We start from the raw sequence: 15,462 nt of genomic DNA on the forward strand, positions 1-15,462 counted from the left end.
GAACATCTGGTTACCGGAGCTAGGGCCTATTATATACTTTTTAATCTTTCTATTGTTGAGCCATATCAACTTTTGCATGTGTAAAAATCGTGCACACACAAAACCTTAGGTTGCGTTTTTAGATATTGGCGCACGCAAGGCGAGAGCACTCGCCTATTTTTCCGACAATGCTGCGTTAACACATTCAGCCGGCAGGTCAAGGTCGATCGCGACGCCGCCCTTGCGCCAGAGTCGGAAGTCCTCACCGTCCATCTTGCCGGCATTCGCGGTCAGCAGACGGAATCGGTTGGCGAAGTAGGTGGTCGCCCCGACCGTCACCTTGCGGATCACCAGATCGGTGTCACCGGTCTTGCCTGCCCCCGCCCAGTCGTCGTTCAGGAACCAGATGTCGAGGCGGCGCGCACAGGCGCCGGCGGCCAGCGGCAGCCGCACCTCGGTCATCGCCGCCGAGATCGCGGCAGCACTTGCGACGGCGTGGGTGGTATCGGCCGCCGCCGGAACCTCGAAGCCGCCAACGTCCTTACCGTCCAGCATCACCCAGCCCTTCGGCGGAGCGTCGAAGCGCGTGCCGGAGACGGTCAGCACCACCTCGGTCGGCAGCGCGGCGGGCGCTGCCGGCTTCTTCCCGGACAGCACCGCGGCAAGATGGGCGTCATGGGCCGAGACGGCGGCCGCCAGCGTCGCCTGCGCAGCCCCGGCCGCCTCGGGATCCTCGCCCGCCCTGTCCGCCGCCTCGAGCGGATCGGCAGACAGATCGAAGAGCCGCTTCTCGCCGGTGCTGGCGTTGTATATGTACTTGCGCGCACCCTCGCGGAAACCGAGCTGGAACCCGTTCCAGGGCGCGAAGAACATCACCCCGTCGGGGCGCTCGGGCGCAAAGACCGAATGCCCCTCCCATTGCCAGGGGCGCGGCAGGCCGAGCAGGTCCGCCACCGTCGGCGCGACATCGGTGATGCCGACGATCAGGTCGCTGCGGCTGCCGGAGAAAAGCTGCGGGTTGATGAAGGCGAAGGGGATGTGGACGTTCTCCTCGAACAGACCCGAGGCGTGCACATAGGTGCCATGCTCGCCGAAAGCCTCGCCGTGATCGCCGAGCACCACGACCAGCGTCTCGTCGGCAAGCCCCGTCTCGCGCAGGTGGTCCATCAGCCGCCCGAAGGCACTGTCGCCCACCCGCAGCGCGTTCAGATAGCGATTCAGGTCCGGATCGTCGGAATAGGGCTGCAGATCCGGGCCGGGGAAATAGGGATGATGCGTCATCCCGGTGCGGAAGGTGACGAAGAAAGGCTGCTCCGGTGCGGTGTCGATCCATGCGTTGATCCGGTCGGCGGTGCACAGATCCGACGAGGTGTTCAGGAAGCGGTCGGTGACGCTTTGCACCTCGAACACGCCCTGATCGCAGGTCCAGTCGCGATAATCCACGACATGCTCGAAGCCCATCTCGGTGACGAAACCGCCGGTGTTCTGGAACCGGTTGTCCGAGGAGTTGAAGAAGGCGGCGCGGGCGCCCGCCTTCTGCATCTCGCGCGCGAGGCTCGGAAAGCCCGCCAGCACCCCGGTCTCGGTCATCGAGGTGCTCGAAAGCTCGGGGATCAGCCCGGCAAGCGCGGAGACGAGGAAATAATTCGAGGCCGGCACATGCGCATAGGCCCTGTCGAAGGCCAGCGCATGCGCCAGCTCGGCCTTGAGGTGCGGGGTGACGGGCACTGTGCCTTCCCAGCCCTCGGCCCGGCGCGCGGGCGTCGATTCATAGGCGTAAAGCAAGACGTTGCGGATCCGCTTCGACGGATCAGCCGGACGCGGCAGGCCGGGCACGGTGGCAAAAGCGCTGCGCGCGTCGCCGGGCCCGAGTGCGGCAACCGCGGCGTCGCCATCGCTGCCGCCGATCGAGCGCAGGAAGGCCCAGGCCGGGTTCACCAGCCGCGCCCGTGCGACGCCGGTGGGCGCGGTGTCAAGCGCCGCGCCCGAGACGATGCCGAGCCCGAAGAGGCCGAGCAGCAGCGCCGCCCCCGGCGCCCGCCAGCCGGCGAGCCCCCGCGCCCCCAGCACCAGCGCCGCGACCAGCGCCGCCACCCCGAAGAAGGCGAGCGGCGAGACCAGATGCCAGATGCTGTCGAAGATCACGTCGGTATGGGCAATGTCGGAATAGGCGACCCAGTCCATCGTCACCGGCGCGCCCAGCATGTCGAGGGCGACGAGATTGCCGATCCCCCACAGCATCAGGAGGCTCGCGAGCACGCCATAGAGCGCCGCGGCGGCACGCCCCGCCCGCGTCCCCTCGCCGCGCAGCACGGTGATCGTGGCATAGGTCAGCGCCAGCAGGATGAGCCAGTCCTGCCACATGCCGCGCAACACCAACTCGGCCCCGGCCCCGGCCGAAAGCCCCGCGAGGTCGCCGCGCAAGGCCACGATCCGCACCCCCAGAAGCACCAGCCCGAGCAGCGCCCCGGTCCACAGCACGCGCGCCGAGCGAACCTCGTTCGGAACGCGCGCGCCCAGCGGTTTCTCGTCCAAGATGGGCCTCCCCCTTCGCCCTACCGGGCCGCGAAAACAGCCCCGAGCACATCGGGACGCATCACGCTGTCATTGCAGGGCGGATCGTCCGGCAACCGGCTGCAGGCCCGATACAACGCCCTGAGTGTCTGCCGCCCGGCAATGCCGTCAAGGGCACCGCGATAGAGCCCCTCGCCCGCAAGCTTCTTTTGCAGCAGATAGATGGTCGCGTTCGGATTGGCCTTGTAGAGGTCGCGGCCGAAATCTTTCGTCGCAAGCTCGGGCCGGCTCGCCACCTGCGTAGCCAGCTTCGCCCAGGCCGCGGGCGCGCGGGCGCGCGCCGCCGCGATCGTCTCGCCAAGCCGCCAGCTGTCGTCGGGCCCGATCGTTGCGCCATATTTTGCCAGCGCCGCATCGGCATTGTCGAGATGGCGGTGCACGTTCATCCGGTTGCCGTCGCGCAGCAGCCCCACGAGGAAGCGCGCCGCCGTGCCATTGCCGGCATCCGCCGCCGTCTGCAACCGTTCGATCGTCTTCGGCCCGCTCGCGATCATCGAGATGCCCCACATCTGCCGCGTAGCGTCGAGCACCTCGATCCGCTCGTTGCCCGCCGCCCGCGCCCGCTCGGCAAAGCCCGCGAATTTTGCGCGCGAGACGGAGCCGCCACCGAGATAGCCATACATCGCCCCCTCGGCGAGAACCGCCCAGGCCTCGCCATCGCCCATCTCGCCGGCGCGGCGCAGAAGCGCCTCGGCGCCCGCGGCATCGCGCTGGCTCCACATCAGCATCTCGCCGACCTGACGCAGCGCCTTGGGCTTGCCCTGCGCCGCCGCAGCCTCGGCCAGATCGCGCGCCTTCGCGGCATCCTTTGGCAGGCCGATGCCGTACAGATAAAGGCCCGAGAGCGCGGTCTGCGCGCGTGCGTCGCCGGCGGTCACCCCCTCCTCAAGCAGCGCCTTGCCGGCGGCAACGTCGCGCGGCAGAATCCAGCCACCGACGAGTTGCTCGCCCAGAAGCGCGCGCGCCTCGCCGTCGCCCGCCGCGGCGGCCTTCGCAAGCAGCGCCTTCGCGCGCGCGGGATCGGCCGGGGCCGCCTTGCCCCATAGCAGCGCGCCACCAAGCGCCGTCATCGCCCGCGCATCGCCCGCCGTTGCTGCCGCCTCGAGCAGCGCCAGCCCACGCGCGGGATCGGCCTTGAGGTAATAGCCATCGACCAGCATCCGGCCGAGCTCGGCCTGTGCCTTGACATCGCCCTTTGCCGCGGCCTGCCCCAAGAGCTCGGCGCCCGCCGGCACATCCGCCGCCGCCCCGTCGAGCCCGTAGATCAGGGCGAGCCCGCGATCGCGGATCGTCTGCGGCGAATCGCTCGCCGCCTGTGCCGGAACCTGCGGCGCAGGCTGCTGCTGAGCCACCGCAAACCCAGCAGGATAAGCAGATATTCCCAGAATTGCCGCAACCGACACCGTGGCGATTAACGGCGGCATATGAAGAACACGCATGAGATCCTCCCCCCACTTCGAGGTTAATAATCCCACTTTTCAGGGCACTTGTCTTTGATCTCGGCCAATGTCCCCGCATCCGGGGGCGCGGCGGCGGCTCAGAACGGAACGTCCCCCGCCGCGTCGGCCGCGGTCACGAAGCCCGCCTTGACATGCTTGGCGCCCGCCTTGTCGAACTCGATCACCAGTGTGTCGCCCTCGATCTCCATCACCTCGCCATAGCCGAACTTCTTGTGGAAGACGCGCGCGCCGATGCCGAAGGCGACATGATCGACGGTGGTGACGGTGGTCGGGCGCGGCGGCGGGGCGCCATGGCTTTGCAGCCGCTTCCAGCCCGGCGAATTGTAGACATCGGCACGGCTTGCCCGCTCCTCCATCCGCGAGCCGCCGCCAAAACCGCTGCCCGCCCCGCCAAAGGCGCCGGCCGCCCCGAACCCGCCACCATAGAGCCCGGGCGGGGTCAGCACCTCGACATGGGCGGCCGGCAGCTCGTCGATGAAGCGCGAGGGCAGCTGCGACTGCCACTGGCCATAGACCCGGCGGTTGCCGGCAAAGGAGATCGTGCACAGCTTCTCGGCCCGGGTGATGCCGACATAGGCCAGCCGGCGCTCCTCCTCGAGCCCCTTCTGCCCGGTCTCGTCCATCGCGCGCTGGCTCGGGAACAGCCCATCCTCCCAGCCCGGCAGGAAGACGACCGGAAATTCCAGCCCCTTCGCCGCGTGCAAGGTCATGATCGAGACCTTGTCCTCGCCCTCGGCACTGTCATTGTCCATGATCAGCGCGACGTGCTCGAGGAAGCCCTGCAGGTTCTCGAACTGCTCGAGCGCCTTGACCAGTTCCTTCAGGTTCTCGAGCCGGCCGGGCGCCTCGGGGGTTTTGTCGTTCTGCCACATCTCGACATAGCCCGACTCCTCGAGGATGCGCTCGACCAGCCGGATATGCGAATGATCGTTTGCCGGCGGCACCGCGCCCTCGTCGAGCTCGATCAGCGCATCGTCATCCTCGGCCGGGCTCGCCGCTGTGGCCGGCGAGGCGGCGCGGATCTCGGCGTTCCAGCGCGCGACATTCTCGACGAAAAGCCGCAGCTGCCCGCCCGCCTTGCCACCGATCTCGCCCGCCGCGACCAGCCGGCGCGCGGCATCGAACAGGCTCAGCCCCGCCTCGCGCGCCATCATCTGAATGCGCGCCTGCGCCTTCTCGCCCAGCCCGCGCTTCGGCGTGTTGATGACGCGCTCGAAGGCAAGATCGTCCTCGGGCGAGACGGCCAGGCGGAAATAGGCCATCGCGTCGCGGATCTCGAGCCGTTCATAGAACCGCGGCCCGCCGATCACCCGATAGGGCAGACCGATGGTCAGGAAACGGTCCTCGAAGGCGCGCATCTGGTGGCTGGCGCGCACGAGGATCGCCTGATCGGACAGCCGCACCGCCCCGACCGGACGCCGCCCCGCGGCGATCGCCTCGATCTCCTCGCCGATCCAGCGCGCCTCTTCCTCGCCGTCCCAATGGCCGATCAGGCGCACCTTCTCGCCGCCCTTCGCCTCGGTCCAGAGCGTCTTGCCAAGCCGTCCCTCGTTCGTCGCGATGAGCCGCGAGGCGGCGGCCAGGATATGCTCGGTCGAGCGGTAATTCTGTTCGAGCCGGATCACCACCGCGCCCGGGAAATCCTTCTCGAAGCGCAGGATGTTGCCGACCTCGGCGCCGCGCCAGCCATAGATCGACTGGTCGTCATCGCCGACGCAGCAGATGTTGCGATGGCCCTGCGCCAGCAGCCGCAGCCACAGATATTGCGCGACGTTGGTGTCCTGATATTCGTCGACGAGGATATAGCGGAACCAGCGCTGATACTGCGCCAGCACATCCGCGTGGGTCTGGAAGATCGTCACCATATGGAGCAGCAGATCGCCGAAATCGACGGCGTTCAGCGTGCGCAGCCGGTCCTGATAGGCGGCATAAAGCTCGGAACCGCGGTTGTTGAAGGCCGCGGTCTCGGCGCCCTTCACCCGCTCGGGCGTCAGCGCGCGGTTCTTCCAGCCGTCGATGATGCCTGCAAGCTGCCGCGCCGGCCAGCGCTTCTCGTCCATGTTCGCGGCCAGGATCAGCTGCTTCAGCAACCGGATCTGGTCGTCGGTGTCGAGGATGGTGAAGTTCGACTTCAGCCCGACGAGTTCGGCATGCCGCCGCAACAGCTTGACGCAGACCGAGTGGAAGGTGCCAAGCCACGGCATCCCCTCGATCGCACCGCCCAGCAGCCGGCCCACGCGCTCCTTCATCTCGCGCGCGGCCTTGTTGGTGAATGTGACGGCCAGGATCTCGTTCGGGCGGCAGCGGCCCGAATGGATCAGATGCGCGATCCGCGTGGTCAGCGCCTTGGTCTTGCCGGTGCCCGCCCCCGCCAGCATCAGCACCGGCCCGTCGAGCGCCTCGACCGCAGCGCGCTGCGCCGGGTTCAGCCCCTCGAGATAGGGCACGGGGCCGCCCTGCATTCCCTGCAGCGCGCGCTGCGTGAGACTCAGCGCCCCCTCGAACGGATCATCGTCGTCATAACTGCTCATGGCGGCAATCTAGCCGCCCGCGCCGGCAAGGCCAAGAGTTGTTCCGCATCCGTTCGCGCCCACGCCCCCGCCGGTAGTATTCCCGCACCACCCGCGCCCCTCCCCCCTCGCCTAGACTGGGCACGGAGGAGAGCCAAGGGAGGAAAACATGGCAAAGATCCTGATGATCACCGGCGATTTCACCGAGGATTACGAGACGATGGTGCCGTTCCAGTGCCTGCTGACCTGCGGGCACACGGTGGATGCGGTCTGCCCGGGCAAGGCGGCGGGCGAAACGGTGAAGACCGCGATCCACGATTTCGAGGGCGACCAGACCTATTCCGAAAAGCCCGGCCACAATTTCGCGCTCAATGCCGATTTCGCGACGGTCGATCCGGCGGACTATGACGCGCTCGTCGTGCCGGGGGGCCGGGCGCCGGAATATCTGCGCCTCGATGCTCAGGTGCGGGCGATGGTGCGCCACTTTTTTGAGACCGACAAACCCGTCGCCGCGATCTGCCACGGCGCGCAACTTCTGGCTGCGGCGGGCGTGCTGTCAGGCCGAACCTGCTCCGCCTATCCCGCCTGTTCCTACGAGGTGACGGCGGCAGGCGGCACCTATGCCGATATTCCGGTGACAGAGGCGGTGACCGATGGCAATCTCGTCACCGCGCCCGCCTGGCCCGCGCATCCGAGCTGGCTGCGGCAGTTCATGGCGCTGCTCTGACATCAACGGGAGGGAGGCCCCGCGATGTGCGAACTCTTCATCAAGGCCGATGCCGGCCAATGGCAAAGCCGCACGCACAGCCTGCGCATCGACGGGGTCGCCACCTCGATCCGGATCGAGGACGCCTTCTGGGCGACACTCGGGGAGATCGGCGCGCGCGACGGGATGAGCGTGGCGCAGCTGATCACCCGGCTCTGGCACGAGGCGATAGATGCCGATCATGACCTCGGCAATTTCACCTCGTTCCTCCGGGTCTGCTGCGCGCGCTACCACGCGCTGATCGCGGCGGGCGAGATCTCGGCCGACCTCGGCGTGCCGATTGCCGCCCACCCGGCCCGCGCGATCCTCGCGCGCGAGGCGGCGCGGCGGGCGGAACGGGAAACGGCGCGGATGAACTGAACCGGGGAAGGGGGCGCTGCCCCCTCTGGCCTGCGGCCGTTCACCCCCGGAGTATTTGCACCAGGAAACGCGGCTTTCGCCTTGCCCCAAATACCTCGGGGGAGTCCGAAGGACGGGGGGCAGCGCCCCCCTGCCCGGTCTCAGCCCGCGTGCACGAGCGAGGCGAAGAACCGCGGATCGAGGCTGGCGGCCGCGAAGGTCGGCCCCTCGGTCAGCACGGCCACCGCGTCGTGGCTGTGAAGGCTTTCCTGATGGCTCGCCACCACCCGGAAATCGCCCACCCGCGGCTCGGCGAGCAAGCCCGCGGCGAAGACCCGCACCGCATCCTCGACGAAGATCGGATGCGCGGCGTTCAGCTCGGCAAAGGCCTGCTCGTCCTCGCGTTTCACCATCACCTGGGTCTCGGTCGGCACCGCGGCGCGGGCGATGTCGATCAGGTCCTCAAACCACAGCACCTTGCCCGGCTCGACCGCGACCGAGATCCGCGCGACCGAGCGCTGCGAATGCGGCGTCGCCAGCCGGCCCCGGCTGGCGCGGGCGTGCTCGCTCAGCTCGAGCGAACAGGGGCAGGTCGAGGAATAGACATAGTCGAGATGAATCGCCTTCAGCCGGCGCCCGCCCTGATCGGCCATCTCGAGCGCGATGTCGTAATACTGCCAGCCCGAGAGCCCCGAGCGCAGGCTCTCGACCCGCACCGGGTAGGAAAAGCGCATCATCAGCCGGGCGTCGAAACTGTCCAAATCGTCCTTGTAACCATCCAGCGCCGCCGCCATCACCTCGAAGGAGAATTCGCGTTCCGCATGGCCATAGAAGGACCGGATGATCCGGCTCATGTTGATGCCCTTCTTCTCGGCATCGAGGCTGACCGTGCCGGTGACCGAGGTCTCGAGCGTGACCTCGCCGGGCGGGTTGTCGGTGCCCGGGCGCAGCCGGTAGCGGATCGGCAGCCGGAAGTTCGAGATCCCGACATGAGCGATCGACGCATGCGCGCCGGTGATCAGCGAGGCCGGGCCGTTCTGCAGGTCGGGCATGCCGTCCTTGTAGGCGGCATCGGGGCGGAACTCTGCGTCATAGGTCCGGGCGAGATCGGGATAGTTCGACAGCGCATGGCCCGGCAACAGCCGCGCGATCGCCGGGTCGAGCCGGGCAACCTCGACCGGGTCGGCACGCTCGGCCCAGGCCCGCAGCGTCGCAAGCGCGGCCTTCGCGGCCTCGGTGTCGGGGCTGTTGCTGCGGTCGTGCATGTTCATCTGTCCCTCCGGTCGGTCGCGGCCCCGGACCATATGGGACCCGGGCCGCGAAAGTCCAAGGGAAACTCAGGCCGCGTCCAACGCGCCGCGGATGTCCGCGACCAGATCGGCGGTGTCCTCGATCCCCATCGAAATCCGCACCAGCCCTTCGGTGATGCCGATCGTGGCGCGGTCTTCCGCGCTCAGGTTCTTGTGCGTCGTCGTCGCCGGATGGGTCGCGATCGACTTCGCATCGCCGAGGTTGTTCGAGATCGAGACGATCTTCATCGCGTCGAGGAAGCGGAAGGCCGCCGCCTTGCCGCCGGCCAGATCGAGGCACAGCAGCGTGCCGCCTGCCCCCATCTGCGCCATCGCCAGCGCGTGCTGCGGATGGTCGGCGAGCCCGGGATAGATGGTGCGGGCAAGTTTCGCGTGCCCCACCACCGCCGCGGCCACCGCCGCCGCATTCGCCGCCTGCGCCCGCACCCGCAAATCGAGCGTCTGCAGGCCCGAAAGCAGGATCCAGGCGTGGAACGGGCTCATCGCGCCGCCGGTATGCTTGACATAGGTCTCGAGCGGGCCACGGATGAACTCGCGCGTGCCCAGCACGATACCGCCCAGCACCCGGCCGCCGCCGTCGATGTGCTTGGTCGCGGAATAGACGATGACATCGGCCCCAAGCGCCACCGCGCGCGAGAAGATCGGCGAGGCGAAGGCGTTGTCGACCACCACCACGGCACCGACGGCATGGGCGATCCCGGCCACGCCCTTGATGTCGATCACCTCGAGCCCGGGGTTCGACACGCTCTCGAAGAAGCACACCTTGGTCTCGGGCCGCACCGCCGCGCGCCAGTTCGCCAGATCGGCGCCGTCGATCAGCGTCACTTCGACGCCGAAGGTCGCGAGAACCTTGAGCACATGCAGGCACGAGCCGAACATCTGCCGCGCGGCGACGACATGATCGCCCGGCTTCACCAGCGCCATCAGCGCGCCGTTGATCGCGGCCATCCCCGAGGCGCAGGCGAAACCGTCCTCGGTGCCCTCAATCGCCGCCATCCGGTCCTCGAACATCCGCGTCGTCGGGTTGCCGTAGCGGGCATAGATGAACTCGTCCGGGCCCGAGGAGATGAAGCGTGCCTCGGCGACCTCGGCCGAGGGATAGACGAAGCCCTGCGTCAGGAACAGCGCCTCGGCCATCTCGCCGTATTGCGAGCGGCGGATGCCGTCATGCACGAGTTTCGTCCGGGTGTTCCAGTCTTTCGTCATGGGCCCTCTCCTGAAAAGGTGACACGGCCTAACGCCGCGGGCCCGGCGCGTCAACCTGCCGCAGCCGCCGAGGTCTGCAATTCGGCCTTGTATTCAAGGGTTTGAATAAGGACGACGCAGGCGAGATCAGCCCTCGCCGCTCTCCCCGGTGCCATCTTCGTCCGGCTTTTCAACGGCGTAGCGGGAGAAGAGCTTCCCCTGCCCGATGAAGAAGCCGAACATGAGCAGCGTCAGGCCGAAGGTCTTGAAGTTGACCCAGGCGGCGTCGGACATCGTGCGCCAGATCACCTCGTTCGCGACGGCAAGGCCGAGGAACAGGATCACCAGCCGCTTCGTCAGGATCATCCAGCCCTCGTGCCGCATCGGGATCGCGTCTTCCATCACCAGCTGCAGCCAGGGCTTGCCGCGCGCCAGCCCGAAGCCCAGCAGCGCCGCGAAGAGCAGATAGATCAGCGTCGGCTTCATCTTGAAGAAATGCGGGTCGTTGAACCACACCGAGAGCCCGCCGAAGACCACGACCAGCACCAGCGTCGCCACCTGCATCGGCGAGAGCCGGCCGGTGAGGCGCCACAGGATCAGCGTCGAGACGACCAGCAGCGGCACGAAGATCGCCGTGGCCAGCACGAAGCCCGAATAGCTCTGCCCGCCGAAGGCGACATGGGCGTCCTTGAGCCGGTTGAAGGCGATGAAGAAGACCAGCAGCGGCCCGAAATCGAGCGCGGCCTTCAGCCAGGGATTGATCTTGCGTTTGCCGCTCATGTCGTCATCCGTTCTCAGCGGTTGCCCGCGAATTCCACGATCACCGCGCCGGCGGCGATCAGTGCCATCAGCGCCGTGCGCCGCGATCCGACCTTCTCGCCCAGCACGAGCCAGCCGATCAGCGCCGCGAAGACCGTCGAGGTCTCGCGCAGCACCGCGGCCTCTCCCACCCGGTCGAGACGCGTCGCCAGCATGATCGCACCGAAGGAGAAATAGGCGACAAAGGCGCCAAGCACACCCCTTTTCAGCAAGGGCAGCAGTTCCGAGCCCGGAACGTGGCGCCAGCGCCGCAGGGTGAACAGCGGCATGAACCAGCCGTCGAGGAAGAAGAACCAGGCGAGGAAGGTGAAGGGGTCGGCCGTGGCGCGGATGCCATAGGCGTCATAGGTGGTGTAAAGCGCAACGAAACCGCCGGTCAGCACCGCCAGCGCCAGCGCCGGCACCATCGTCTCGCGGCCCGTCGTGACGTGGCGCAGGTTGTAGAGCGCCAGCCCGTAGATCCCCGCGAGCAACACCCCGACCCCCGCCCATTGGCCCGCGGTGAAATGCTCGCCGAAGAGCAGCCCGGCCCCGATCACCGCAAAGAGCGGCGCCGTGCCGCGCACCACCGGATAGACCACGGTATAGGCGCCGCGGGCATAGGTCATCGCCTGCGCGAACTTGTAGGCGATGTGGATCACCACCACCGTGGCGAAGATCGGCCACATGTGCAGCTCGGGCCAGGGCACGACAAACAGTGCGAAAGGCGCGGCAATCAGGCCATAGGAGGCGTCGATCGCGGCGCGGCTGATCCACGGGTCATGCCGCCCCTTCTGCAGCGCACCGAAGAGCGCATGCAGGAAGGCCGCCATTAGCGCGAGCGCGAGCGCCGCGTGGTGCCCCGCTGGCGTGCCCTCGAGCGAGGCGATAAGGTCACTCATGCCATCCCTCCGCGGAGTTTCCCGATGCAGATCCTGTCGCAGCTCTGGACCGACCTGTCCGAGTCCTTCACCGCCACGCCGCCCTCGGTCGCGACGATGCGGATGCTGGCCGCGCTCGCGCTTGGCGGCGCGATCGGCTTCGAGCGGGAATGGCACCACAAGCCCGCCGGGCTGCGCACCCACATGCTGATCGCCGTCGCCGCATCGCTCTTTGCGCTGATCGCGCTCGAACTCGTCGACATCTCGCGCAGCGAGGGGGCGGCAAGCGGCGCGCGCTCGGACATCGTGCGACTGATCGGCGCCGTCACCTCGGGCGTCGCCTTCCTTGCCGCCGGCACGATCATCACCTCGGGCGGCCGGGTGCGCGGGCTGACGACGGGGGCCAGCATGTGGCTTGCCGGCGCGGTGGGGCTTGCCTGCGGCACCGGGCGGATCGGGCTCGGCGCGCTCGCCACCGGCATCACCGTTACCGTGCTATGGGTGTTCCGCCGGCTCGAGGAACGGCTCGAAAGCCCCGCGGTGCGGGCGATGAACGAGGATGCCGATGTGCCGATGACGCCCGACGACGAGGCGCGGCACCGGCACACGCCCACCGATCCGATGGCCTGACCCGGGGTCATCGCCGGTTCAGTCCTCCACCCCCACCAGCGCGCGGGCGAACTCCTCGGGGTCGAAGGGGGCAAGGTCGTCGATCTGCTCGCCCACGCCGATCGCATGGATCGGCAGGCCGAACTTGTCGGCGAGCGCAACGAGGACACCGCCTTTCGCCGTGCCGTCGAGCTTGGTCATCACCAGCCCCGAGACATCGGCGATCTTCGAGAAGATCTCGACCTGGCTCAGCGCGTTCTGCCCGGTGGTGGCATCGAGCACCAAAAGCGTGTTGTGCGGCGCGTCGGGGGCCTTCTTGCGGATCACCCGGACGATCTTCGCCAGCTCCTCCATCAGGTCGGCGCGGTTCTGCAACCGCCCGGCGGTGTCGATCATCAGAAGATCGGCGCCATCCTCCTGCGCCTTGGTCATCGCGTCGAAGGCGAGCGAGGCCGGGTCAGAGCCCTCGGGCGCGGTCAGCACCGGCACACCCGCGCGCTCGCCCCAGACCTTCAGCTGTTCGACGGCCGCGGCGCGGAAGGTGTCGCCCGCGGCGATCACCACCGTCTTGCCGGCGGCGCGGAACTGCGAGGCGAGCTTGCCGATCGTCGTGGTCTTGCCCGAGCCGTTCACGCCGACGACCAGAACCACCTGCGGGCGCTTGGCATAAAGCGGCATCGGCCGGGCGACGGGCTCCATGATCCGGGCGATCTCCGCCGCCAGAAGCGCCTTGATCTCGGGCACGGAGAGCTTGCGCCCCATCCGCCCCTCGGCAAGGTTTGCGGTGACCCGCAGCGCGGTGTCCACCCCCATGTCCGAGGCGATCAGCAGCTCCTCGAGGCTTTCGAGCATCGCGTCGTCGAGAACGCGGCGCGGCGCCTCCTCGCCCGTGCGGCCCAGCAGCCGGCCGAGGAAACCGGGCTTGCGCGCCTCTTCCGCGGGCGCTTCGGGGGCCGGCGCTTCGGCAATGGGCGTCGGGGCCTCGGGGGCGACATCAGGCGTCCCGGTCTCGGCAGCCTCGGCGACGATCGCCTCGAGCCCCTCCTCAAGCCTCGAGGAGGACCGGGTCAGGCGCGACTTGAGCTTGGAAAAGAACGACATCGGGGGACCTCCGTTTCCTTTCACCTACTGGATGCGGGCGCGCGATGGAAGGGCTCAGGGCAGCAGCCCGCCCGCAAGGATCAAGACCTGAGCCGGCCAGTAGAGCGCCCAGACGAGATAGGCCGCCGCCTGCGCGCCGCGCCCGGGCGCCAGCACGAAGCGCTGCAGCGCCAGAACGAAGTCCGAGGCGACGAAGACGAGCGCGCCGAGGACGAGCCGCGGTGCGCCCGAAAGCCCGAGCGCCGCGAGCGCCATCGCTGCGATCACGACGATATAGCCGCGCACCGGCACGACCATCCCCTCGGCCCGCGGCGCGATCCACAGCACCGCGGCGGCGGCGCCGAGCAGCAGCGCCAGCGTCGGCAACAGCGGTGGCGCCCCGGCGCCCAGCACGAGGAACAGGGCGAGATAGGCCAGATGCCCTGCGGCAAACCCCGCCATGCCGGCAAGGAACATTCCCCGTCCCGGCCGCGACAGGCAGAAATCACCAAGCGCACCCAGCATCAGCCCGAGCGACAGCAGCACCGGCGCGCCCGCGCGCAGCGCAATGACGGCCAGCAACAGCACCGACAGCGTCTTGGTCACGGTCTTCGGCCAGCTCTCCATGGCCGCGGCAAAGCGCAGCAGATACAGCGCCGCCAGGGCGGCCGCGATCAGGAAAAGCGGATCGGTCAAAAGGCTCATGCCCACAGTCGTGCAGAAAATCCGCCCTGCGGCAAGCCTTCACCCTGACTTGGCCCGATTTTGCGCTAGACTGCCCCGAAACGCCAGAAGACGCGCCGAGAGCAGTGCCATGTCAGACCGTTCCGACCTTTCCGTCCGCCTTGCCCGACTCGCGCAGGGGCTGCGCACGATCGGGCATGCCGTGCCCGGGATCGACCTCTTTGCCGCCGCGACCTTCGCGCCGGTGCCGCTCATCGTGCTTGGCGCGTTCTTCGGCGGGATCTGGCCCTGGCTCGCCGTCGCCTGGATCGGCGGGGTGGTCTACGCCCTCGACCGGCTCATCGCCCATGCCGCCCCGGACGCCCCCGAGGGCCGCGAGTTTCCCGCCGCCGACCGGCTCTCGGTGGCGCTGGCGGTGGCGCATTTCGTCCTGCTTCTTCTGGGCGTCGCGGCGCTTTCCGGGGCGACGGGGCTGTCGATCCCGGCCCGCATCGCGCTCTTCTTCGCCTGCGGGCTGTTCTTCGGGCAGGTGTCGAACTCGAACGCGCACGAGCTCATCCACCGCGCCGACAAGCGGCTCTTCGTGCTGGGCAAATGGGTCTATATCTCGCTGCTCTACGGCCATCACACTTCGGCGCACCGGCTGGTGCATCACCGCTTCGTCGCCACTCGCGACGACCCGAATAGCGCGGTGCTGGGCGAAAGCTTCTGGGCCTTCGCGCCCCAGGCCTGGACCGGCGCCTTCATCGCCGGATGGGAGATGGAGGAGGCCCGGCGCAAGCGCCTTGCACCCGAGGGCTGGAAGGCCCGGCTTGCCGCGGTGAACCCCTATGTCAGCTATGTGCTGGGCGCGCTCTGGTGCCTGATCCTCGTCGGGCTGCTTTTCGGTCTCGCCGGGGTGGCCGCCTATCTCGCGCTGTGCCTTTACGCGCAGATGCAGATCCTGCTCGCAGATTACGTGCAGCACTACGGGCTCGAGCGCGCCCAGACCGGAAACGGACAATACGAGCCCGTCAGCGCCCGCCACAGCTGGGACGCGCCCGATCCGGTCTCCTCGCTGTGGATGCTGAACGCGCCGCGCCATTCGGACCACCACGCCCACCCGGCCCGGCCCTATCCTGAGCTGCGCCTTGGCGAGACCACGGCCGAGGGGCGGCCGATGCTGCCGCGCTCACTGCCGGCGATGGCGACGCTCGCATTGATCCCGCCGCTGTGGCACCGGGTGATGGACCGCCGCGCCCGCGCCCTGCGCAAGCCCGCCCGCGGGGTCTGAGCCCGCTCACGGTG

The 15,462-nt window shown here is 68.3% G+C and carries 13 protein-coding genes; 4 read left to right on the plus strand and 9 right to left on the minus strand.

The genetic code is table 11. From position 1 onward, the window contains the following. Window positions 1-153: 153 nt before the first annotated feature. The 3 genes from EOW65_RS12480 to EOW65_RS12490 all read right to left on the minus strand — a co-directional run bounded on the left by EOW65_RS12480 (window position 154) and on the right by EOW65_RS12490 (window position 6,544). Window positions 154-2,514: a sulfatase-like hydrolase/transferase gene (locus EOW65_RS12480; RefSeq protein WP_128149895.1), complete on the minus strand. Its 2,361-nt coding sequence runs from the start codon at window positions 2,512-2,514 to the stop codon at window positions 154-156. 20 nt (window positions 2,515-2,534) lie between these two features. Continuing rightward, a complete protein-coding gene (locus EOW65_RS12485; RefSeq protein WP_164880089.1) occupies window positions 2,535-3,905 on the minus strand; it encodes a tetratricopeptide repeat protein in 1,371 nt (456 codons plus the stop codon). Between the two features lie 185 nt (window positions 3,906-4,090). Further along, entirely contained in the window at window positions 4,091-6,544 is a 2,454-nt protein-coding gene (locus EOW65_RS12490; RefSeq protein WP_128149899.1) for an ATP-dependent helicase, read from the minus strand. Window positions 6,545-6,692: 148 nt separating this feature from the next. Here EOW65_RS12490 and EOW65_RS12495 point away from each other — a divergent pair, with 148 nt between their 5' ends. Then, the gene (locus EOW65_RS12495) at window positions 6,693-7,250 is read left to right on the plus strand and encodes a DJ-1/PfpI family protein (protein WP_128149900.1); all 558 of its coding nucleotides are present in this window, start codon (window positions 6,693-6,695) and stop codon (window positions 7,248-7,250) included. 24 nt (window positions 7,251-7,274) lie between these two features. Beyond that, the gene (locus EOW65_RS12500) at window positions 7,275-7,649 is read left to right on the plus strand and encodes a ribbon-helix-helix domain-containing protein (protein WP_128149902.1); all 375 of its coding nucleotides are present in this window, start codon (window positions 7,275-7,277) and stop codon (window positions 7,647-7,649) included. Between the two features lie 140 nt (window positions 7,650-7,789). Here EOW65_RS12500 and folE2 read toward each other — a convergent pair whose 3' ends face one another. From folE2 to EOW65_RS12520, 4 genes are all read right to left on the minus strand, one after another. Then, window positions 7,790-8,899: a GTP cyclohydrolase FolE2 gene (gene folE2 / locus EOW65_RS12505; RefSeq protein ID WP_128149904.1), complete on the minus strand. Its 1,110-nt coding sequence runs from the start codon at window positions 8,897-8,899 to the stop codon at window positions 7,790-7,792. Window positions 8,900-8,965: 66 nt separating this feature from the next. Further along, a complete protein-coding gene (locus EOW65_RS12510; protein ID WP_128149906.1) occupies window positions 8,966-10,144 on the minus strand; it encodes an aminotransferase class V-fold PLP-dependent enzyme in 1,179 nt (392 codons plus the stop codon). Between the two features lie 126 nt (window positions 10,145-10,270). After that, window positions 10,271-10,903, minus strand: a complete 633-nt coding sequence (locus EOW65_RS12515) for an inner membrane-spanning protein YciB (protein ID WP_128149908.1) — start codon at window positions 10,901-10,903, stop codon at window positions 10,271-10,273. 14 nt (window positions 10,904-10,917) lie between these two features. Next, window positions 10,918-11,823 (minus strand): EamA family transporter, encoded by a 906-nt coding sequence (locus tag EOW65_RS12520; RefSeq protein ID WP_128149910.1) that lies wholly within the window; start codon window positions 11,821-11,823, stop codon window positions 10,918-10,920. 24 nt (window positions 11,824-11,847) lie between these two features. Here EOW65_RS12520 and EOW65_RS12525 point away from each other — a divergent pair, with 24 nt between their 5' ends. Continuing rightward, the gene (locus tag EOW65_RS12525) at window positions 11,848-12,432 is read left to right on the plus strand and encodes an MgtC/SapB family protein (RefSeq protein ID WP_128149912.1); all 585 of its coding nucleotides are present in this window, start codon (window positions 11,848-11,850) and stop codon (window positions 12,430-12,432) included. An 18-nt stretch (window positions 12,433-12,450) separates the two neighbouring features. On the opposite strand, the gene ftsY is transcribed toward EOW65_RS12525, so the two are convergent. After that, the gene (gene ftsY / locus EOW65_RS12530; protein WP_128149914.1) at window positions 12,451-13,512 is read right to left on the minus strand and encodes a signal recognition particle-docking protein FtsY; all 1,062 of its coding nucleotides are present in this window, start codon (window positions 13,510-13,512) and stop codon (window positions 12,451-12,453) included. A gap of 54 nt (window positions 13,513-13,566) precedes the next feature. Continuing rightward, window positions 13,567-14,196 carry a lysoplasmalogenase gene (locus EOW65_RS12535; protein WP_128149916.1) on the minus strand — a complete coding sequence of 210 codons (630 nt, stop codon included), beginning with the start codon at window positions 14,194-14,196 and terminating at the stop codon, window positions 13,567-13,569. Between the two features lie 109 nt (window positions 14,197-14,305). Between EOW65_RS12535 and EOW65_RS12540 the strand changes: the two genes are divergently transcribed. Continuing rightward, entirely contained in the window at window positions 14,306-15,448 is a 1,143-nt protein-coding gene (locus EOW65_RS12540; protein ID WP_128149918.1) for an alkane 1-monooxygenase, read from the plus strand. Window positions 15,449-15,462: the final 14 nt, after the last annotated feature.

The organism is Paenirhodobacter ferrireducens (assembly GCF_004022265.1).
In the GTDB taxonomy this organism is placed as follows: domain Bacteria; phylum Pseudomonadota; class Alphaproteobacteria; order Rhodobacterales; family Rhodobacteraceae; genus Rhodobacter; species Rhodobacter ferrireducens.